17 protein-coding genes are annotated in these 19,256 nt (G+C 70.4%); 4 read left to right on the top strand and 13 right to left on the bottom strand.

Annotated features, from left to right (window positions below):
• Positions 1–25: 25 nt before the first annotated feature.
• From ABD893_RS05435 to ABD893_RS05390, 10 genes are all read right to left on the bottom strand, one after another.
• Complete coding sequence (locus tag ABD893_RS05435) at positions 26–1,009, bottom strand: alpha-ketoacid dehydrogenase subunit beta (protein ID WP_345076545.1); 984 nt, start codon at positions 1,007–1,009, stop codon at positions 26–28.
• Positions 1,006–2,145 carry a thiamine pyrophosphate-dependent dehydrogenase E1 component subunit alpha gene (locus tag ABD893_RS05430; RefSeq protein WP_345077729.1) on the bottom strand — a complete coding sequence of 380 codons (1,140 nt, stop codon included), beginning with the start codon at positions 2,143–2,145 and terminating at the stop codon, positions 1,006–1,008. Before ABD893_RS05430 ends, ABD893_RS05435 begins: the two co-directional genes overlap by 4 nt.
• Before the next feature lie 130 nt (positions 2,146–2,275).
• The gene (locus tag ABD893_RS05425) at positions 2,276–3,163 is read right to left on the bottom strand and encodes a MurR/RpiR family transcriptional regulator (protein ID WP_345076543.1); all 888 of its coding nucleotides are present in this window, start codon (positions 3,161–3,163) and stop codon (positions 2,276–2,278) included.
• A complete protein-coding gene (locus ABD893_RS05420; protein ID WP_345077726.1) occupies positions 3,163–4,386 on the bottom strand; it encodes an anhydro-N-acetylmuramic acid kinase in 1,224 nt (407 codons plus the stop codon). Before ABD893_RS05420 ends, ABD893_RS05425 begins: the two co-directional genes overlap by 1 nt.
• 5 nt (positions 4,387–4,391) lie before the next feature.
• Positions 4,392–5,978: a glycoside hydrolase family 3 N-terminal domain-containing protein gene (locus ABD893_RS05415; RefSeq protein WP_345076541.1), complete on the bottom strand. Its 1,587-nt coding sequence runs from the start codon at positions 5,976–5,978 to the stop codon at positions 4,392–4,394.
• A gap of 3 nt (positions 5,979–5,981) precedes the next feature.
• Entirely contained in the window at positions 5,982–6,809 is an 828-nt protein-coding gene (locus ABD893_RS05410; protein ID WP_345076539.1) for a carbohydrate ABC transporter permease, read from the bottom strand.
• Complete coding sequence (locus tag ABD893_RS05405) at positions 6,806–7,780, bottom strand: carbohydrate ABC transporter permease (protein WP_345076537.1); 975 nt, start codon at positions 7,778–7,780, stop codon at positions 6,806–6,808. The genes ABD893_RS05410 and ABD893_RS05405 overlap by 4 nt, the downstream gene beginning before the upstream one ends.
• Positions 7,777–9,084, bottom strand: coding sequence for a sugar ABC transporter substrate-binding protein (locus ABD893_RS05400; protein WP_345076535.1), 1,308 nt, complete (start codon positions 9,082–9,084; stop codon positions 7,777–7,779). The genes ABD893_RS05405 and ABD893_RS05400 overlap by 4 nt, the downstream gene beginning before the upstream one ends.
• A gap of 255 nt (positions 9,085–9,339) precedes the next feature.
• The gene (locus ABD893_RS05395; protein ID WP_345076533.1) at positions 9,340–10,632 is read right to left on the bottom strand and encodes a Gfo/Idh/MocA family protein; all 1,293 of its coding nucleotides are present in this window, start codon (positions 10,630–10,632) and stop codon (positions 9,340–9,342) included.
• Positions 10,633–10,717: 85 nt separating this feature from the next.
• Positions 10,718–12,046: an MFS transporter gene (locus tag ABD893_RS05390; protein ID WP_345076531.1), complete on the bottom strand. Its 1,329-nt coding sequence runs from the start codon at positions 12,044–12,046 to the stop codon at positions 10,718–10,720.
• Between the two features lie 425 nt (positions 12,047–12,471).
• Between ABD893_RS05390 and trpB the strand changes: the two genes are divergently transcribed.
• Positions 12,472–13,800 carry a tryptophan synthase subunit beta gene (trpB, locus tag ABD893_RS05385; RefSeq protein WP_345076529.1) on the top strand — a complete coding sequence of 443 codons (1,329 nt, stop codon included), beginning with the start codon at positions 12,472–12,474 and terminating at the stop codon, positions 13,798–13,800.
• 257 nt (positions 13,801–14,057) lie between these two features.
• On the opposite strand, the gene ABD893_RS05380 is transcribed toward trpB, so the two are convergent.
• Entirely contained in the window at positions 14,058–15,149 is a 1,092-nt protein-coding gene (locus ABD893_RS05380) for a histidinol-phosphate transaminase (protein WP_345076527.1), read from the bottom strand.
• Positions 15,150–15,310: 161 nt separating this feature from the next.
• Here ABD893_RS05380 and ABD893_RS05375 point away from each other — a divergent pair, with 161 nt between their 5' ends.
• Both ABD893_RS05375 and purB read left to right on the top strand, forming a co-directional pair.
• Complete coding sequence (locus ABD893_RS05375) at positions 15,311–15,724, top strand: phage holin family protein (protein ID WP_345076525.1); 414 nt, start codon at positions 15,311–15,313, stop codon at positions 15,722–15,724.
• A gap of 96 nt (positions 15,725–15,820) precedes the next feature.
• A complete protein-coding gene (purB, locus tag ABD893_RS05370; RefSeq protein WP_345076523.1) occupies positions 15,821–17,236 on the top strand; it encodes an adenylosuccinate lyase in 1,416 nt (471 codons plus the stop codon).
• Between the two features lie 82 nt (positions 17,237–17,318).
• On the opposite strand, the gene ABD893_RS05365 is transcribed toward purB, so the two are convergent.
• A complete protein-coding gene (locus ABD893_RS05365) occupies positions 17,319–18,008 on the bottom strand; it encodes an SDR family oxidoreductase (RefSeq protein WP_345076521.1) in 690 nt (229 codons plus the stop codon).
• 94 nt (positions 18,009–18,102) lie between these two features.
• Here ABD893_RS05365 and ABD893_RS05360 point away from each other — a divergent pair, with 94 nt between their 5' ends.
• Entirely contained in the window at positions 18,103–18,864 is a 762-nt protein-coding gene (locus ABD893_RS05360; RefSeq protein ID WP_345076519.1) for a CPBP family intramembrane glutamic endopeptidase, read from the top strand.
• Positions 18,865–18,927: 63 nt separating this feature from the next.
• On the opposite strand, the gene ABD893_RS05355 is transcribed toward ABD893_RS05360, so the two are convergent.
• Entirely contained in the window at positions 18,928–19,254 is a 327-nt protein-coding gene (locus ABD893_RS05355; RefSeq protein WP_345076517.1) for a rhodanese-like domain-containing protein, read from the bottom strand.
• Positions 19,255–19,256: the final 2 nt, after the last annotated feature.

Here is a 19,256-nt window from a genome sequence, read left to right as displayed (position 1 = left end):
TCCTTTCACGCGGGGTGCGCTTCCGTCAGTGCTCGAGCAGGCGGTCCACGCCGTCGAGCACCCGGTCGAGGTCGGGGAGGTAGGCGTGCTCCATCCGCGAGGGCGGATAGGGCAGGTGGTAGCCGCCGACGCGGAGCACCGGGGCCTCGAGGTGATAGAAGCACTCCTCGGAGATCCGCGCCGCGATCTCGCCGCCGAGACCGCCGAGCACGGGGGCCTCGTGGGTGATCAGCAGGCGGCCGGTGCGCTGGACCGAGGCGATGATGGTCGGGTAGTCGATGGGTGCCAGCGAGCGGGCGTCGATGACCTCCAGGTCGATGCCATCCTCCGCAGCGGCCTCCGCGCTCTCGAGCGCGAGCGGCATGCTCGGTCCCCAGGCCAGCAAGGTGGCGTCGGTGCCAGGTCGCACCACCTTCGCCTCCCAGGGGGACAGCTCGGGGCGGTGGTCGGGGTCCACATCTCCCTTGACCCAGTACCGCTTCTTGGGCTCGAAGATGATGACCGGGTCCTCGCACTCGATGGCCTGGCGGGTCATCCAGTAGGCGTCCTGGGCATTCGCTGGCGCCAGGATCCGCAGGCCCGCGGTATGCGCAAACAGCGCCTCCGGGCTCTCGGAGTGATGCTCGATCGCGCCGATGCCGCCGCCGTGCGGGATGCGGATCACGATCGGCATGTGCACCGTGCCGTTGGTGCGGTTGTGCATCTTGGCGACCTGGGTGGTGATCTGGTTGAAGGCGGGGAACACGAAGCCGTCGAACTGGATCTCGACCACGGGCCGGTAGCCGCGCACCGCGAGACCCACGGAGGTGCCCACGATGCCGGCCTCGGCGAGCGGGGTGTCCACCACGCGCTGGGAGCCGAATTCGGCGTGCAGACCGTCGGTGACGCGGAAGACGCCGCCGAGCACGCCGATGTCCTCGCCCATCAGCAGGACCTTGTCATCCGCGGCCATCGCATCGCGCAGCCCGGCGGTGATCGCCTTCGCGATCGGGAGGTTGGTGCTGCTCATGCGCGCGCCCCCTTCTGCTCGGAGTCATCCTGCGAGGAGTCCTCGTCGTCCTCGAACTGGGCGATGTATTCGAGGTACTGCTCCCGCTCCGCCTCGACGATCGGATGGGGCTCGGCGTAGGCGTGGGTGAACATGCCCACCGGGTCCGGGTCCTCCATGCCGTGGATGTGGTGGTGCAGCTGCATGGCGAGGTCGTGGGCCTCCTCGTCGCAGCGGGCGATATACGCCTCGTCGATCTCCCCGAGCTGCTCGAGGTGGCGGCGCAGGCGCAGGATCGGATCCTTCTGGGCCCACTCCTCCTCCTCGGAGGAGGGACGGTAGCGGGAGGCATCATCGCTGGTGGTGTGCGCGGCCATGCGGTAGGTGAGGGCTTCGACGAACACGGGACCCTTGCCCGCCCGCGCCGAGTCCAGGGCGATGCGCACGGCGCCGAGCACGGCGAGCACGTCGTTGCCGTCCACCCGCACCGAGGGGATCCCCCAGCCGCGGGAGCGCTGGGCGAGCGGGACCCGGGACTGCACCGAGGTGGGCACCGAGATCGCCCACTGGTTGTTCTGGGTGTAGAAGACGACGGGGGCCTGGAAGGAGGCGGCGAAGGTGAAGGCCTCCGAGACCTCTCCCTCGCTCGAGGCGCCGTCGCCGAACAGGGCGAGCACCGCGGTGTCGGTCTCCGGCTGGCCGGTGCCCACCACTCCGTCGCGCTGCAGGCCCATCGCATAGCCGACGGCGTGCGGCGCCTGGGATCCGAGCACGATCATGTACGGGTGGGTGCGCAGCTCATTGGGGTCCCAGCCGCCGTGGCTGACGCCGCGGAAGGACTCCAGCAGGCGCCAGGGCTCGATCCCGCGGGCCCAGGCGATGCCGTGCTCACGGTAGGTGGGCACCAGGTAGTCCTGCTCGCGGGAGGCGTGGCCGGCACCGATCTGGGCTGCCTCCTGGCCGAGCGCGCTGGCCCAGAGCCCGAGCTGGCCCTGGCGCTGCAGGCTGGTGGCCTCGACGTCGGCCGCGCGGATCATCACCATGTCGCGGTAATAGCCGCGCAGGCGCTCGGGGGTGGCCAGGCCACTCTCCTCGAGTACAGCATCGAGCTCTGCGTGCGGGGTGCGGGTGCCGTCGGCTGCGAGGAGCTGGACCATCGGCTCCTCAGCCGCGACATCTGGGATCGTGGAACGGAAGACACTCACCGGGTCAGCGTAACTTACGGGACCGTAAGGTCAAGGGTGATCCGGTCGGTGCGGCGTGCCGTGGGAATCGCCGGGCGGCCGCTCAACGGCGGCGGTCCTCGAGTGCGGCCCGGGTGCGGGCGAGCGCTGCCGCGCCGGCATCAGGCAGGACGTTCCCGATCGCGACCAGCAGGCAGTCCGCGATGGTCAGCTGGGCGATGCGGGAGGAGGTCGCCCCGGCCCGGAAAGAGGGCTCGCGCGAGGCGGTGAGCAGCACGGAGCTGCTGCGTCGGGCGAGCGGGCTGGCCGGAGAGCCGGTGATCGCCAGGGTGCGCGCACCGGTGCCTTCCGCGATCTCGAGCGCGTCCAGCACGTCGGTGGTGCGGCCGGAGTCCGAGACTGCGACCAGACAGTCCTCCTCGCCGAGCGCGGTCACCGCGGGCAGGGCGTCGTGGACGCTGGTGAGCGCCTGCGCGGAGAATCCCAGACGGGTCAGCTTGTACTGCAGATCCGTGGCGGCGAGGCCCGAGGCTCCCACCCCCACCAGGAGGATGCGGCGCGAACTGCTCAGCATCCGGGCGGCCTCCTCGAGGACGGCCAGGTCCAGCAGCCGCACCGTGTCGCGCACAGCGCGGGCGTCGGCCGCGGCGATCCGGGCCACGCTGATCTCGAGCGGATCCGCCGGGTCGATGTCGACGGGGAAGGCCAGCTCTCCCTCATGAGCGGCCGAGCGTGCCGACTCCTCCACCAGCGCCGAGCGGAAATCGCGGTAGCCGGTGAAGCCGAGCTCGCGGGCGAAGTTCACCACCGAGGACTGCGCGCAGGCGGCGGCCGCTGCGAGCTGGTCGATGGTCAGGCGGCCGGCGGCCACCGGGTCCGCGAGGATGACGTCCGCGATGCGCCGCAGCACAGGCTGGAGATCGTCTCGGCGCCCACGCAGGGTGGGAAGGACAGGCACCGCAGGCGCTCCCGAGGCAGCAGGCGTGGCCATCAGTCAGCCTTCCCCGTGCCGGGCACGATCTCCAGGCGGCCGACGGGGTGCCGCTCCGTCGAGTCCGGCATCAGGTCGCGCAGTCCGTGGGGCGGGGTGAGGGTGCCGAGCACCCGGGGCGCGCGGGCACCGGTATGGGAGGTGCCGTCGGCCCGTCGGAGCGTGCCGGGCAGGCCGTGCGCGCCGAGGTAGCCGAGCAGCGCGATCAGCAACGCTTCCTTGGCGTCGGCCGGGATGCCGAGCTCATCGGCGTCCAGCAGCGGCACCGTGCCGAGCTGTGCTGCGAGCCGCTCTCGCAGCAGCGGGTTGCGGATCCCGCCGCCGGAGGCCACCACTCGGTCGATCCCGAGGTCGCGCAGCGGCCGAGTGATGGTCACGGCGGTGAGCTCGGTGAGGGTCGCCAGCAGATCCGGCAAGGAGAGGGCGGCGAGCGCTTCCGCGCCGAGCAGGTGACGCACGTACGGGCCGTCGAAGTGCTCGCGGCCGGTCGAGCGGGGCAGGGGCAGCGCATAGAACGGATCGCCGAGCAGGGTGGTGAGCGCCGCGGCATCGACGGTGCCGGTGCGGGCGAGGGCGGCGTCATGATCTGCGGGGAGTCCGGTCGCGGCGTGGATCGCGGCGTCGAGCAGGGCGTTGCCCGGTCCGAGGTCTCCCGCGATCACGTCGGCATGCTGAGCCTCGCCGCCGAGGACGCTCACGTTGGAGATGCCGCCGATGTTCAGCACTGCGGTGCGCTCGGGTCTGTCGCCGAGGAGCAGCTGATCCAGCAGCGGGGCGAGCGGGGCGCCCTGGCCGCCGGCGGCGACGTCGGCCGAGCGCAGGTCGTGCAGGACCGGCAGCCCGGTCGCCTCCGCGATCCGGGAGGCGTCGCCGATCTGCAGAGTGGCGTTCACGGACCCGTCGGGCCGCACGTCATGGTGGAGGGTCTGGCCGTGGGTGGCGACCAGGTCGGCGCCGCCGTGCACAGGCAGCACGGCAGCGGCAGCCGCGGCGAAGGCCTCCCCCACGGCGGCGTGCAGCCGATTCCAGGTGGCGACGTCTGCCGGGGCGGGCGGCAGCACTGCTCGCAGCGCCTGCCGGGTTTCCTCGGGCCAGGGTTCTTCGCCGAGGTGCAGCAGCCGGGCCTGCAGTGTCGCGGAATCCTCGGGGTCCCGGGCGAACTCCACCAGGGCCACGTCGATCCCGTCCAGGCTGGTGCCGGACATCATGCCCAGCACCCGCATCCCCATCAGCGCTGCCCTCCGAGCATCAGGTCGACCGCTGCGCGCATCATGGTGCGGCCAGCGCCGTGGGCGAGCACCAGGCGGCGATGGCCAGGGGCCGCATCGGGCACCCCGGTGTGGACCACGATCGCCTCGGGATGCCGGGCGAGCAGGGCGGCGAGGCGCTGGCCCTCCTCGGGGTCGCTGCGCGGCAGCCGGGTGATCGCAAGCAGCTGAGTGGCGATGCTCTGCTGACCGGACGGGCTGAGCTGGCCCGGCAGGCCCGGAGGGACGACCTGGCCCAGCAGGTCCGGAGGGCCGGCCTGACCGAGCTGGTCGGGATAGTCGGGCTCCGCGGCCTGCACTCCGCGCTCGCGGAGCGCCTCGACGAGCTGCTGGGTGCGGGCGCCGGAGGCGTGCTGGGCACGGACGCGCAGGTCCACCACCACCGCAGGATCCAGCGTGAGGGCGGCGTTCCGGGCCCGGACCGCACGGGCCGCCGCCGCGGCGCCGAGCTGCTCAGCGCGGCGCAGTGCCTCCTCGAGCTCGGGAGCGGGCACGAACTGGCGCCGGATGCGCAGGGAGTGCAGGCGGGAGCGGGTGCGCTCGGCCCGGGCGCGCAGCGTCGCCCGTGGGAGCCGGCCGGAGTCGATGGCGCCGAGCAGCGCGTCATGGGCCTCGCGGAGCATCTGCTGGTCATCGCGACGCAGCGAGGTGCCCAGGCACAGCAGGTCCGCGCCGGCCTCGATCGCCCGCACCACAGACTCGCCGTAGCCGGGATCCGCGGCGACGGCCGCCATGTCCAGCGCGTCGGTGATCACCAGGCCCTGGTAGGTCCCGCCCACGGCACGGTCCAGCAGCGGCCGCGACCAGGGGGAGATCGAGGCGGGGCCGGCGCCATAGGCGGGGACCAGCACATGCGCGGTCATCACGCTGTCGAGCCAGGGTGCGATCCGCCAGGGAGCCAGATGCTCGCGCTCGAACTGGCGGGTATCGAGGCCGATCAGCGGCAGCGCGGTGTGGGAGTCGGTGGCGGTCGCTCCGTGGCCGGGGAAGTGCTTGGCGCAGGTGCCGAGTCCCGCCTCCATCAGTCCGGTCGCGAACGCCTTGGCGTGGGCGGCGACCCGGTCGGGGTCGTCGCCGAAGGCACGGGTGCCGATCACCGGGTTCGCCGGATCGGTGGAGACGTCCAGGACAGGGGCGAGGTCGAGGTCGAGGTCGCAGGCGGCGAGCAGGTCTCCGAGCGCTTTGCCGACCTCGCGGGTCAGCTCGATGTCGTCGGCCTCCCCCAGCGCCCAGGCGGTGGGCAGGAAGGAGCCGGTGACCGCCTGGAGGCGGGTGACATCCCCGCCCTCCTCGTCGATCGCGACCACGCACTCCTCGGAGCGCGCGTGGATCTCGCGGGCGAGGCGCCGGGCAGTCTCAGCATCGGGGGTGTTGTGCCCGAACAGGATCACCGAGGCGAGGCCCGCGTCGAGCACCTCCCCCACCCAGTCCGGCAGCTCGGTGCCGGTGAAGGGTGCCATCAGCACACCGAGCGCGTCAGCGTCCCAGGAGTGGGCATCCCATGCATCGACATCCGAGCCGTGGGCGTCCCACGAGGCAGGTTCCATGCCTCAGCCTTTCACGGCGCCGGCGGTCATGCCCTGGGCGAGGTTGCGCTGGACCAGCACGAAGAAGATCACGACCGGCAGGGTGATGATGGTCGAGGCCGCCATCACCGAGCCCCAGTCCGCGGTGTTCTGCGTGAAGAAGGTCCGCAGGCCCACGCCGACGGTGTATTTCGAGCTGTCCTGCATGAAGGTGAGGGCGAAGATGAACTCGTTCCAGGCCGTGATGAAGGAGAACACCGAGGTGGCCACCAGGCCCGGTGCCACCAGGGGCAGCAGGATGGAGCGGAACATGCGGAACCAGGAGGCGCCGTCCATATAGGCGGCCTCCTCGAGCTCGCGCGGGACCGCGGCGACGAAGCCGCGCAGGTTCCAGATCGCGAAGGCGAGCGAGAAGCCCAGGTAGACGATGACCAGCCCGAGCAGGGAGTTGAGCATGTTCAGCGTCCGCGCCTGCAGGAACAGCGGGATGACCAGCGCTTCGAGCGGAACCATCTGCACCATCAGCACCATGATCAGCACCTGGGTGCGCAGCCGGAAGCGGAAGCGCGCCACGGCCACGGCGGCCAGCAGGGCCACGATCGCGGAGAGCAGCACGGTGCCCAGCGCCACGATCACCGAGACCCGTACATACCGCAGGAAGCCGGCGTCGACCAGCACATAGCGGAAGTGGTCGAGGGTGAAGCCGCTGGGCAGCAGGCTCGCCCCGCGGGAGAGGGGGCTGGTGTCCACCGCAGTGGAGACCATCCAGTAGAAGGGGAACAGGCTCAGCGAGATGAGCACGACGACACCGATCGCCTTGCCGGCGGTGGAGGCGGGGGTCCGACGGTTCACAGCTCGTCCTCCTTCATCAGCGTCCGGATGTAGACCACCGAGATGATCAGCAGCAGCACGGTCAGCAGCACCGCGATGGTGGAGCCCATGCCGTACTCGCCCTGGGCGAAGGACTGGGTGTAGGACCACACGCCGAGGTTCATCACGGAGCGGGTGGTGCCATCGCCGCCCGGCATCAGGAAGATCTGCACGAAGACCTTGAAGTCCCAGATCGTCGAGAGGATCACGCAGACCGCGATGATGGGTCGCAGGGTGGGGACGGTGACATTCCAGAAGCGTCTCCAGGCATTCGCGCCGTCCAGGGCTGCGGCCTCGTACTGCTCGGTGGAGACCGTCATCAGCCCCGCCAGCATCGTCACCGCGATGAAGGGGAAGCCGTGATAGACCACGTTGATCGTGGCGATCGCATAGAAGGTCCAGCGGTTGGTGAACCAGTTGTAGCTGCCCGCCTCCATGATCCCGAGCCCGTCGAGCGCCGAGATCACCAGGCCCGACTGCGCGTCGAAGAGCCACACGAAGATATAGGTGCCGGTCAGCGCCGGGACCGCCCAGGCGACCATGACCGCGGTGGTGCACAGCGACCGCCACATGGTGCCCAGCGAGTTCAGGAACAGGGCCACCACGGTGCCGACGATCATCGTCAGCACCACGCAGACCACCGCGAAGCCGACGGTGTTGGGCAGCACGGTCTTCCACAGGAAGGGATCGCTGAGGACCTGGACGTAGTTGTCCAGCCCCACGTAGTTGGTGTCCCCGCGCAGCAGGTTCCGCAGCTCGTAGTCCTGCAACGACAGGTTCAGCACGCGCAGCATCGGCCACAGCAGCAGCACCCCGAGCACGATCAGGCCGGGGGCGAGCAGGAGCCAGGGGGCGGCGGCGCGGCGCAGGCGGCGCCCCAGCGGGACGGTGCGGCGGGTGAATCCCTCCGCACCGTCCTGCCGGGTCTCGTGAAGGGTCGAGGGCGAGCTCATTCGGAGAAGAAGCCGTCCATCTCGGCAGCTGCTGTATCTGCGGCGTCCTGCACGGAGGTGCCCTCGAGGATCGTGCCCACCAGCGTGCTCATCGTCTTGGCGCCCTCGATCTTGCCCCAGGCCGGGGTGACGGGGACGGTCTTGCCGCCTTCGGTCATCTGCTGCGCGAAGACCGCGGTGAGCTCGTCACCGCCGGCGACCACCTCGTCCATCGTCTCGATGGTGCCGGGGAAGTAGTTGGTCTCCTCGGCCCAGCGGGTGGCGAAGTCACCGGTGGTGATCATCTTGATGAGCTCGAAGGAGAGCTCCGGCTCTTCCGTCTCGAGGAAGCGGCACATCAGGGAGCCGCCGAGGAAGGACGGTGCGACCGGGCTGTCCTTGGCGGGGATAGTGAAGGCCACCAGCTTCTCCGCCAGCTCGGGATTGTCCGCGCGGATGGTGGCGGGGACCCAGGAGCCGGTGATGAACATCGGCACCTTCTCCTGCAGGAACTCGGCGAGCGCCTCGGTCTCGACCCAGGTGCTGGCCGCGGCGGTCGAGGAGTTGTGCTTCAGCGCGAGGTCCGTGTACCAGGTCAGGCCCTCGACGGCCTCGGGAGAGTTAACCGTGGCGCTCCAGGTGCCGCCCTGCTCCTCGGCGATCTCCCCGCCGGCGCCCCAGATGAAGGGAGTCGCGGAGAAGATGCTCGCGCCGGGGACGGGGAAGGAGATCCAGTCCGGGTTGTGCTCCTCGAGTGTGGTGATCATGGTCAGCAGCTCGTCCCAGTTCTGGGGCTGAGCGTTGACGCCGGCCTCCTCGAGCATCTCGCGGTTGCCGAGGATCGAGCGCACGCCCGCGTACCAGGGCATCCCATACATCTCGCCGTCGAGGGTGCCGGCGTCGACGAGGCCCTGGACCAGTCCTTCGGCGAGACCTGCGGCCTCGATGTCCTCGGTGAGCACGTCCAGGCCACCCGCGTCGGCGAACTCGGGCACCCAGGTGGTGCCGACCTCGGCCACGTCCGGGCCGGTGCCGCCGGCCATGGCGGTGACGAACTTGTCGTGGGCACCTTCCCAGGGCTGCACCTGGACGTCGAGGGTGGCGCCGGTGGCCTCGGTGAACGCGGCCTTGAGCTCCTCGATGTAGGTGTCGGCGCTGGCGTTGGTGCCCTCCATCAGCCACATGGTGATGGTCTTGCCCTCGCCATCGACCTCACCGCCGGAGCCGGTGCCTCCGGGGCCGCCGGAGTCCCCTCCGCAGGCGGCAAGGGCGAGCGCGGCCGAGCCTGCCGCGCCTGCGGCCAGAACGTGTCGTCGAGCGATCATGGATGACTCCTTCGTCGGTTCTCGGGCGCGGCGTCGGTCACGGGAACCGGCCGGTGAGAAAACTTCATTCCAATGGGTGACGGGAGTGAAGTTACCACTTCTGGCGCGCCGCGCCACCCCTGAGCGCCACCGTGCCCCGACTGTTATACAACCCCCTTGCCTAATGAGCGAGCCCTCGGGCGCCAGAAGGCCTCCCACGACGACTGCGGGCCGGACACCACTCGGTGTCCGGCCCGCGCTCACGGCGTCATCACGTCACTCCGCGACGGTGCCCTTCGCCGCTTCCTGGGCGGCGTAGAGCGCTTCGAGGTCGATCGGCTCCTGGTCCGCATCGAGGTCCTGGACCGGCAGCGGGCAGTCGCCGAGGTCGCGGATCTCGAGCCGCTCGCCGGCCTGGTTCATCGACTGGTGGGCGATGACGCCGGGCAGGGTGTAGCGGGCGGCCTGCCAGGCGTTGACCATCGGCTGCATGCCGTCGGCCACGGCGCGGGCGAAGTCGTCGACCAGGAAGTGGTGGGCGCCCTCGTGCCCGTTGGGCAGGCCCTGGAACTCCTTCGGCAGACGCTCCTGGTGGTGGGCGGGGGCGGCGCCCGCGACGAAGGCGTCGCGCAGGGCCGGGGAGACGTCCGCCAGGCGCGGGTCGTCCAGACTCATGGTCGCGCCGGTGGCGATCTGCTCGGTCACGTCCAGCACGCGCTTCTTGTCGTGCCAGTAGGTGACATCGATGGTCTCTTCGAAGGAGGAGTCCTCGCCGAAGAAGCGGAAGCGGGATTCGCGCTTGTGGCTGGGGTAGCCCACGCGGCGCAGCTCGTTGGTGCGGAAGGCGCCGCCGTTGTCCATCCCGAACAGGGCGAAGGCGTTGCTGACGTCGTTGCCGAACATCGAGACGTCCTTGTCGAACACTCCGTCGCCGCGGGTGTCGGGCCGGCCGAGCGCCGAGACGGAGGTCGCGTGCCGCTCACCGATCACGCCGAGGATCCCGCCGATGGAGTGGGTGGGGTACAGCAGCGGCGGATAGGACGCCGTGGCCTTCCAGTTCTCACCGCCGGAATACTTGTAGGCGTCATAGAAGCCGAGGTCCATGTCGTGGACGTAGTCGCCCTCGGCGTAGAACACCTCACCGAAGGCGCCACTGCGGTGGATCCGGCGGGCCAGCACCACGGCGGCGTTGTACTGGCTGGTCTCGCCCATCATGTAGACCAGGCCCGTGCGCTGCACCTCTTCGGTGATCGCTCGGATCTCTTCCTCCTTGATCGCCATCGGCACGGCGGAGTAGACGTGCTTGCCGGCGCGCAGGGCGGCCAGGGCATGCTCGCCGTGAGTCCAGCGCTGGGTGAAGATCGCGACCGCATCGACATCGGAGGCCAGCAGGTCCTCGAGGGTGTCGAATCGCTTCGCGAAGGTGACCCCGCGTGCTTCGACCGCGTCGATCCGCTCAGGCACGGCATCGACGGCGTAGAGCGCGTCGATCTCGGGATGGGCGGCGAAGAGCTCCGCGAAGTGAGAGCCGAACTGACCGATGCCGACGATACCCAGCGTGAATGACATTATTCCTCCTTGAAAGTAAGTGACGGGAGGAACGCTACGTCAGGTCACGGGGGTGCGGCAAGCCCTCAGCGGATGCCAGGCGAAATCAGAGCTGGCGCCAGCGCCCCGAGCGCCAGACATCGCGCCACAGCGGCACCTCCTGGCCGCGCGCAGCCATCCTGCGGCGCAGGTTGCGGCGCGTGATCAGCATCCCGGCCACCCCGATCGCGAGCATCGGCAGCTGCACGGCGAAGGCGAGCCGGAAGGCCTCGAGGTCGTAGTTCCCGTCGGGCCGCAGCAGGTCCAGCACCACGCCGATCAGCAGGATCGAGATCAGACCGCCGATGAAGCCGCCCATGATCACCACTCCGGTGGCGGTGCCGAGCCGGTGCCGGGCCATATCCGTGCGCGGGAAGTCGAAGCCGACGCTGCTGGCCGGCCCACCGATCGAGAAGCCGGCGACCAGCAGGATCAACAGCCAGATCGGCGCCGGACCGGGCCAGAGCACGAGCGCCAGCAGCGGCACCCCGATGCTGGCCACGATCACCAGCACCAGGGTGGAACGGCGCAGCGGGTGACGTTGGGTGAGCGAGCCGATGACCGGCCCGGCAATGATCGCGATCACCACCAGCACCGTCATCACCGCCGAGGCGGCGGGCCGGCTGAGCCCCTCCCCCGCGGTGAGATACGGATATCCCCACATCATGGAGAACGCGATCCCCGTGAAGCCGGCGGTGAAGTGCGTGAAGAACCCCAGCTGGGTGGAGGGGTGGCGGATGATCCGCACCAGCACCTGCGGGATCCGGCGCAGATCCTGCTTCACCCGCGGGCGGGGCACCCCCGCCGGGGTCGCGCGCACCACGAGCAGCACCAGCAGTGCCGCCACGGCACTGAGGGAGGCGGCCGACGTGAAGGCGGTGCCCCAGCCGGCAACGGTCAGAAGCGCCACGAAGGGCACCGCCGAGGCGATCTGCCCGACCTGGCCGAGGATGCCGGTGAGCTGGGTGAGCAGCGGTACCCGGCTCGGCGGGAACCAGGCCGGGACCAGGCGGATCGCGCTCGAGAAGGTCAGCGCGTCGCCGGCACCGAGGATGATCCGGGCGATCATCGCGCTGCCGACGGTCTCGGTCTGCGCCATCAGCAGCTGACCGCCACCCATCAGCAGGGCCCCGGCGATCAGGGTGACGCGGGAGCCGTAGCGGTCCAGCAGCACCCCGGCGGGGATCTGGCAGATCGCGTAGACGGCGAGCTGGAGGACGACGAAGGTGGAGACGATCGTGGCGGAGGCACCGAAGCGTTCGGTGGCCTCGAGGCCGGAGACTCCCATGGTGGTGCGCTGCAGCACCGCGATCGAATAGGCCATCACGGCAGCGATCCACACCACATAGGCACGGGGCCCGCCGAGGGCGGTGCGGGGTGCGGTGGGCGTGCTCATGAAGGGTCCTTCACAGTGGTCGGGGTGGGGCGTCGGGCAGTCGGACAGGACGCCTCGGGCGCCCGTCCCGCAGTGGCTGGGTCCCGACCACCCCCGAGGCTATCGGTGAGAGGCGCTCCTGCGGTAGTGATGGCCGCCCCATGCCATCGGCGACGCTCCTGACCCGCACCCGGGTGATCCGCACCCGAGGCGCTCGCGGTGCACGAGCCGGAGATCCACCGGCCGGTGATCCACAGGTCGGACCATGGATCGTGGCCGTGCGGACGCGGGCTATCCTCCGTGCCATGCGCATCGCGACAAGCAGCTGGTGGACCGCCTGAGGGCGGTCCCCTGTCGCATGCGCTGACACAGAAGCCGCCCGCTGCCGGGCGGCTTCTTCCTGCAATGGAGCAGCCCGCGACGGGCCCGTACCTCTAAGGACCCTCATGACCAGCACCGCCCCGTCCACGGCATCGTCGGACATCTCCTCCTCGGGAATTCCCGCCCCGTCGGCGACCGAACCTCGCACCCTCGCCGAGGCCACGGCCCTCACCCACTCCCCCGAATTCGCCGGGAACACCGGCGGCCGCTTCGGCGAGTTCGGCGGCGCTGTCCTGCCGCCGCCGCTGGTGGGCCCGATGGCGGAGGTCGCCGCGGCCTATGAGGAAGCACGCCACGATCCGGAGTTCTACGCCGAGTACTCGCGCCTGCTGCGTGACGTCGTGGGCCGCCCCTCCCCGATCTCGAGCGCGGACCGCCTCTCCGACGCCCTCGGTGGCGCCCGCATCCACCTCAAGCGCGAGGACCTGAACCACACCGGCGCGCACAAGATCAACCACACCATCGGCGAGGCGCTGCTCGCGAAGCGGATGGGCAAGCGCACCCTGATCGCCGAGACCGGCGCCGGTCAGCATGGGGTCGCGCTCGCGACCGCCGCCGCCCTGGTGGGGCTCGAGTGCGAGATCCACATGGGTGCGGTGGACGTCGCCAAGCAGCGTCCGAACGTGGTGCGGATGCGGCTGCTGGGCGCGAAGGTGGTCTCCGTCGAGGTCGGTCAGCAGACCCTCAAGGAGGCCGTGGACTCGGCGTTCGCCGTCTATGCGGCGGATCCGGAGCAGTACCTCTTCGCGATCGGCTCGGTCGTGGGCCCGGCGCCCTTCCCCGACATGGTGCGCGACTTCCAGTCCGTGGTGGGGCGCGAGGCGCGGGCCCAGTTCCTCGCCGCCCACGGCCAGCTGCCAGAGGCGGTGATCGCCTCGGTGGGCGGCGGCTCGAACGCGATGGGCGCCTTCACCGGCTTCCTCGAGGATCGGGAGGTGCGCCTGATCGGGGTCGAGCCCGGCGGCCAGGGCGATGAGCCCGGTCAGCATGCGGCGACCATGACCTTCGGAACCCCGGGGATGCTGCACGGGATGGACACCCTGGTGCTGCAGAACGCTGACGGGGAGGCTGCGGAGGTCCAGTCGATCGCCTCCGGCCTGGACTACCCGGGCGTGGGCCCGCAGCACGTACACCTGAACCGGCTGGGCCGGGTCGAATACGTCAAGGAGGGCGATGAGGCGGTGCTGGAGGCTTTCCAGCAGCTCAGTCGCACCGAGGGCATCATCCCCGCGCTCGAGTCCGCGCATGCGCTGGCGCACGCGATCCGCATCGCCCCCTCGCTGCCCGCCGGGTCACACCTGCTGGTGAACCTCTCCGGCCGGGGCGACAAGGACATCGACTTCGTGGCCGAGCGGATCGGGATGCGCGGGGAGGCCGACGAGGTCGTGCGCTGAGCGGAACGGCCCCTCCGCAACGCCCAGCTCTCCAGGACCAGCGACGATCCACCACCGGGTCCACCACCGGCTCCCATCGAGCCCTCACCGAGATCCCACCGGGTTGATCGACGAAATCTTCCAGAATATGGAAGCGTTCGTCGATCAACTCTGCTGAGCGGCTGAGCGGGGCTCGGCAGCCCCCATCGACCCGGCGATGGCGGGGACCGGGTCCACCCGCACCTGGCTCGTTTCAGCCCTTGCGCCGGGCGCCGACCTCAGCGCTCGCGCCAGGCGCCGGCGATCTCCACCAGCAGGTCGTTGGCCTCCTGCTCGGCGATGGTGGCGCGCACGCCCTCGATGCCGTAGGCCCTCAGCGCGAGACCGCGCGCGTCGGCGAACTCGGCGAAGGCCGGGGAGTCCTTCCCGAGCGGGAAGTACACGAAGTTGCCCTGACTGGCAGGCAGCGCCCAGCCCTGGGCGGCGAGCGCGGCCAGCACCCGGGAGCGCTCGGAGCGGATCCATTCGGCGCGACGCGCGAGCTCCTCCTGCACCTCGGGATGGAGGCTCGCGAGCGCCGCGGCCTGCGCGGGGACGCTCGCCCCGAAGGGCACGGTGACCTGGCTCAGTGCCCGGGCGAGCCGAGGGTGGGCAACCGCGTAGCCGATCCGCAGGCCAGCCAGACCCTGCAGCTTGGAGAAGGTGCGCAGCAGCACCACGTTGCCGTGACGGCGGAAGATCCCGGCGGTGCCGAGCACCGTGGCGGGATCGTGGAACTCGCGATAGGCCTCATCGAGCGCGACCACCACGTGATCCGGGACCTGGGCGAGGAACTCCTCGACCTGCTCGGTCGAGAGCGACGGACCGGTGGGGTTGTTCGGGGTGCACAGCACCACCAGGCGGGTGCGGTCGGTGATCGCCGCGGCCATCGCCTCCAGGTCGTGCTCACCGCTCGCGGTGACCGGCACCGGCACCGAGACACCGCCGTGGGAGCCGACGAGGATCGGGTAGGCCTCGAAGGAGCGCCAGGCGAAGACGACCTCGTCCCCCTCGCCCACGACGGCACGCACCAGATCGCCGGAGACCGCGACCGAGCCGGTGGACAGCGCGATCTGGGAAGGGTCGACGCCGTGCTTCTCCCCGAGCGCGGCGCGCAGCTCCAGCGCGCTCGCATCCGGATACCGGTGGGCACCGTCGAGGGAGGCGACCACCGCATCCCGCACCGCATCGACCGGCGGGAAGGGTGATTCGTTCGAGGAGACCTTGTAGCGCGTCATGCCGTCGTCGGCCGCGGGCTTGCCAGGGACGTAGGCGGGCAGGGTCTCGAGCGTCGGGCGCAGGCGGACGTTCTCCAGGGGCTGGTCGGACATGTCGCCAGCGTATGCCGCATGAGGACCGACGGGGTGCGATGTCCGGGACGCAGCCGGAACGCTGTCGGGAACAGCACGAGTACGGAACAGCAGGAGTAGGGAACAGCAGAAGTAGGGATAGCCCCGATGCGGTCCCCCGGGACAGCGAGGACAATGGAGCCATGCGATTTCTCGGACACATCATCGTCACCGGCCTCGCGCTGTGGGTCACCGCTCTCATCCTGCCCGGCATGCACCTGGGCGACGACAGCGCCACCGTGCTCACCCAGGTCCTCACCATCGGCGCGATCGCCCTGATCCTGGCATTGATCAACACGATCATCCGCCCCATCCTGTCCTTCCTCACCTTCCCCATCACCTGCCTGACGCTCGGCCTGTTCCAGCTGGTCATCAACACGCTGATGCTGCTGCTGGCGAGCTGGGTCTCGGGCCTGGCGGGGCTGACCCTGACCTTCGACAGCTTCTGGTGGGCGCTCGGAGCGGGCGTGATCATCGGGATCCTCTCCGCGATCGTCGAAGGGGTCACCGGGATCCGCAACGAGCGCGGTGACCTCAGCCGTTCGGCCGGCGAGTGAGGATCCCGCTCGCCTGACCATGACGCGAAGCACCTGAGCAGTCCGTTCGGCGGCGCGCCCGTCGGTCGGACCGTCGGATCTGGGAGAATGTTCCCCATGGCTCACTCCTTCGCGGACATCACCCCGCAGATCGCCCTGACCCCGCTCGACGGCCGCTACCGCGCACAGGTCGCACCGCTGGTCGACCACCTCTCCGAGGCGGCGCTGAATCGCTCGCGCCTGGTGGTGGAGACCGAGTGGATGATCCACCTGCTCGATCAGCAGGTGATCCCGGGCCTGCGCACCCTCACCGAGGAGGAGCGGGCGCTGCTGCGCACCATCCCCGAGGACTTCGGCGCCGAGGGCATCGCCGAGCACGCCGAGATCGAGCGGGAGACCGTCCACGACGTCAAGGCGATCGAGTACTACATCAAGCACCGCCTGGCCGGCACCTCCCTCGAGCCGCTCGCCGAGGTGGTGCACATCTACTGCACCAGCGAGGACGTCAACAACCTCTCCTACGCCCTGATGGTCCAGGGTGCGGTGCAGCAGGTGTGGCTGCCGGCGCTGCGCGAGGTGATCGCGGACCTCACCGCCCTCTCGAAGGCTGCTGCCGAGGTGCCGATGCTCTCGCGCACCCACGGCCAGCCCGCGACCCCCACCACGCTCGGCAAGGAGATCGCGGTGTTCGCCTACCGGCTGGGTCGCCAGGAGCGCCGGATCGCCGCCGATGAGGTCCTCGGCAAGATCAACGGGGCGACCGGCACCTACGCCGCGCACGCCGTCTCGGTGCCCACTGCGGACTGGCAGCAGGTCTCCCGCAGCTTCGTGGAGCACCTGGGGCTGACCTGGAACCCTCTGACCACCCAGATCGAGTCCCATGACTGGCAGGCCGAGATCTACGCCGATGTGGCGCGCGCCGGCCGGATCCTGCACAACCTCGCCACCGACGTGTGGACCTACATCTCGATGGGCTACTTCCGTCAGCGGCTCTCGGCCCAGGGCGGCACCGGCTCCTCGACCATGCCCCACAAGGTGAACCCGATCCGCTTCGAGAACGCCGAGGCGAACCTCGAGATCTCCGGCGCACTGCTGGACTCGCTCTCCCAGACCCTGGTCACCACCCGCCTGCAGCGCGACCTCACAGACTCCACCACCCAGCGGAACATCGGCCCGGCGCTCGGGCATTCGCTGCTGGCGATCGCGAACCTCCGCAAGGGCCTCGCTGGCCTGGATGTGGATGCGGACGCGATGGCAGCGGATCTCGACGTGAACTGGGAGGTGCTCGGCGAAGCCGTGCAGTCCGTCATGCGCACCCTCGGCGTGCAGGGCGTGCCGGGGCTCGACAACCCCTACGAGCGGCTGAAGGACCTCACCCGCGGCCACCGAGTGGACGGGGCGGGCATGCGCGAGTTCATCGAGTCGCTGGGCCTGCCGGCAGCGGAGCAGGAGCGTCTGCTGGCACTGAGCCCGCACACCTACGTCGGCTACGCCGCGCAGCTGGTCGAGCACCTGGACGACGTCCGGGCCTGAGCACTCCGGAGCGGGCCCGGCCATTCAGGCCGGGCCCGCTCCCGTCGGCCCCGAGCCCGTGCACCCCGCCCGGCCCGTGCACTCAGCGCGGGCGCACCGAGAGGGTGTCCAAGCTCGCCTCCGCCGGCAGGCGCAGGGCGAGGCCCACGGTCGCGGCGACCGTAGCTGGCTCCAGATAGTCCTCGGCGCGGAACTCGCCGCCCTCGAAGGCGCGCAGCTGGCGCTGCATGTCGGTGGCGACCCGTCCGGGGTGGAGCGAGGTGACCCGCACCCCGTGCTCGCGCTCCTCGGCGCGCAGCGAGTCGCTCAGCGCCCGCAGTGCGAACTTCGAGGCGCTGTAGGCCCCGCCGCCGACTCCGGCGGTGAAGCCCGAGCCGGAGTTGATCGTCACCACGGTGCCGCGGGCGGTGCGCAGCGCGGGAAGCAGCAGGCGGGTCAGCTCGGCGACCGCGACCACGTTGATCGCGAAGGACTGCGTCCACTCCTCGGCGCTGAGCTGCTCGATGCGGCCGCTGACCAGGATCCCCGCCGAATGGACCACGCCGGCGAGCCCGTGAGGGAGCTCGAGCCCTGACACTGCCCGCTCGAGTGCGGGGGCGTCGGTGAGCTCGGCGGCGAAGGGTTCGGCCGAGGGGTAGGTCGCGGCGAGCTGCTCGAGCGCAGCCTGGTCGCGGCCCCCGAGGAGCAGGTGGTGGTCGGCGGCGAGCTCGTCGGCGACGGCACGGCCGATGCCGCGGGTCGCTCCGGTGATCAGCACAGCAGGTGAGGTCATGCCCCGAGTCTGGCACGGCGGGCCGCAGCAGAGAATCGCATGCGGGCCCTTCCCGTCGGCCCTCTCGCTGCGGAGCGGGTGAGACGATGACCCGGTGGAATCGAAGATCCCGAGCCGGGCCTGGCTGCGCGCCGAAGTGCTGATCGTGCTCGCCCTGTCGCTGGGACAGAGCGCCGTCTACTCCCTGCTCGCGCTCGCCCAGGCCCTCGCGGCCGGGCCGCTGTCCGGGCAGTCCACTGCGCTGAACAGCTCACTGAGGGAGAACGCCTGGCTGGATCTGCTCTACCAGCTGCTCTCGATCACCTTCACCCTGGCGCCGGTCGCACTGGTGGTGCTGCTGCTGACGCTCACCGCCGGCTCGCTGCGGCAAGCGCTCCAGGACCTGGGCATGGACTTCGCGCGCTCGCTGCGGGACCTGCTGCACGGCGTGCTGCTCACCGCGGCGATCGGGGTGCCGGGCCTGGCGATCTACTACCTGGGCCGGCTGCTGGGGGCGACGGTCGAGGTGATCCCCGCGACGCTGGACACCCACTGGTGGACCCTGCCGGTGCTGGTCCTGCACGCGGTGAAGAACGCGGTGCTGGAGGAGGTGATCATGGTGGGCTATCTGTTCCCGCGGCTCGAGAAGCTCGGCTGGTCCGCGCGGCGGATCATCGTCGTCTCCGCCGTGGTGCGCGGGGCCTATCACACCTATCAGGGGGTGGGCCCGGGGCTCGCGAACCTGGTGATGGGGCTGGTGTTCGGCGAGTGGTACCGCCGCACCCGGCGCACGATGCCGCTGGTCATCGTGCACACCCTGCTGGATGTGTTCGCCTTCGTGGGCTACGCCCTGCTGCAGGACGTCATCTCCACCTGAGGCTGCGCCGCGGTGCTGCCCAGAGCCGCTGCGCCGCGGCGGGGGCCTCAGCGGCTCGGGACCTCAGAGGACGTACGCCTCGCCCTCGCCGTCGGAGACGATCGGCAGCCCGGACTCGAACCACATGTCCATCCCGCCGGCGACGTTGATCGCCTCGAAGCCGTTGCCGTTCAGCCACTGGGCGACCTGGAAGCTGCGGCCGCCGCTGCGGCACACGATGTACAGCGGGTCATCGGTCTCGGGCAGCTGGTCGAGGTTCTCCATCAGCGTGCTGGCCGGCAGGTGCTGGGCGGTCGCGGCATGGCCCGCATCCCATTCGTTCTGCTCGCGCACATCGATGAGGGGTGCGCCCTCGGGGACGGCGTTCGGGGCGACGGTCTCGAAGTTCATGG

Origin of the sequence: Brachybacterium paraconglomeratum, assembly GCF_039541415.1 — a bacterium.
In the GTDB taxonomy this organism is placed as follows: domain Bacteria; phylum Actinomycetota; class Actinomycetes; order Actinomycetales; family Dermabacteraceae; genus Brachybacterium; species Brachybacterium paraconglomeratum_A.
Note: the sequence above shows the minus strand (reverse complement) of the source record. Positions and strands in the feature narration are given on the sequence as shown.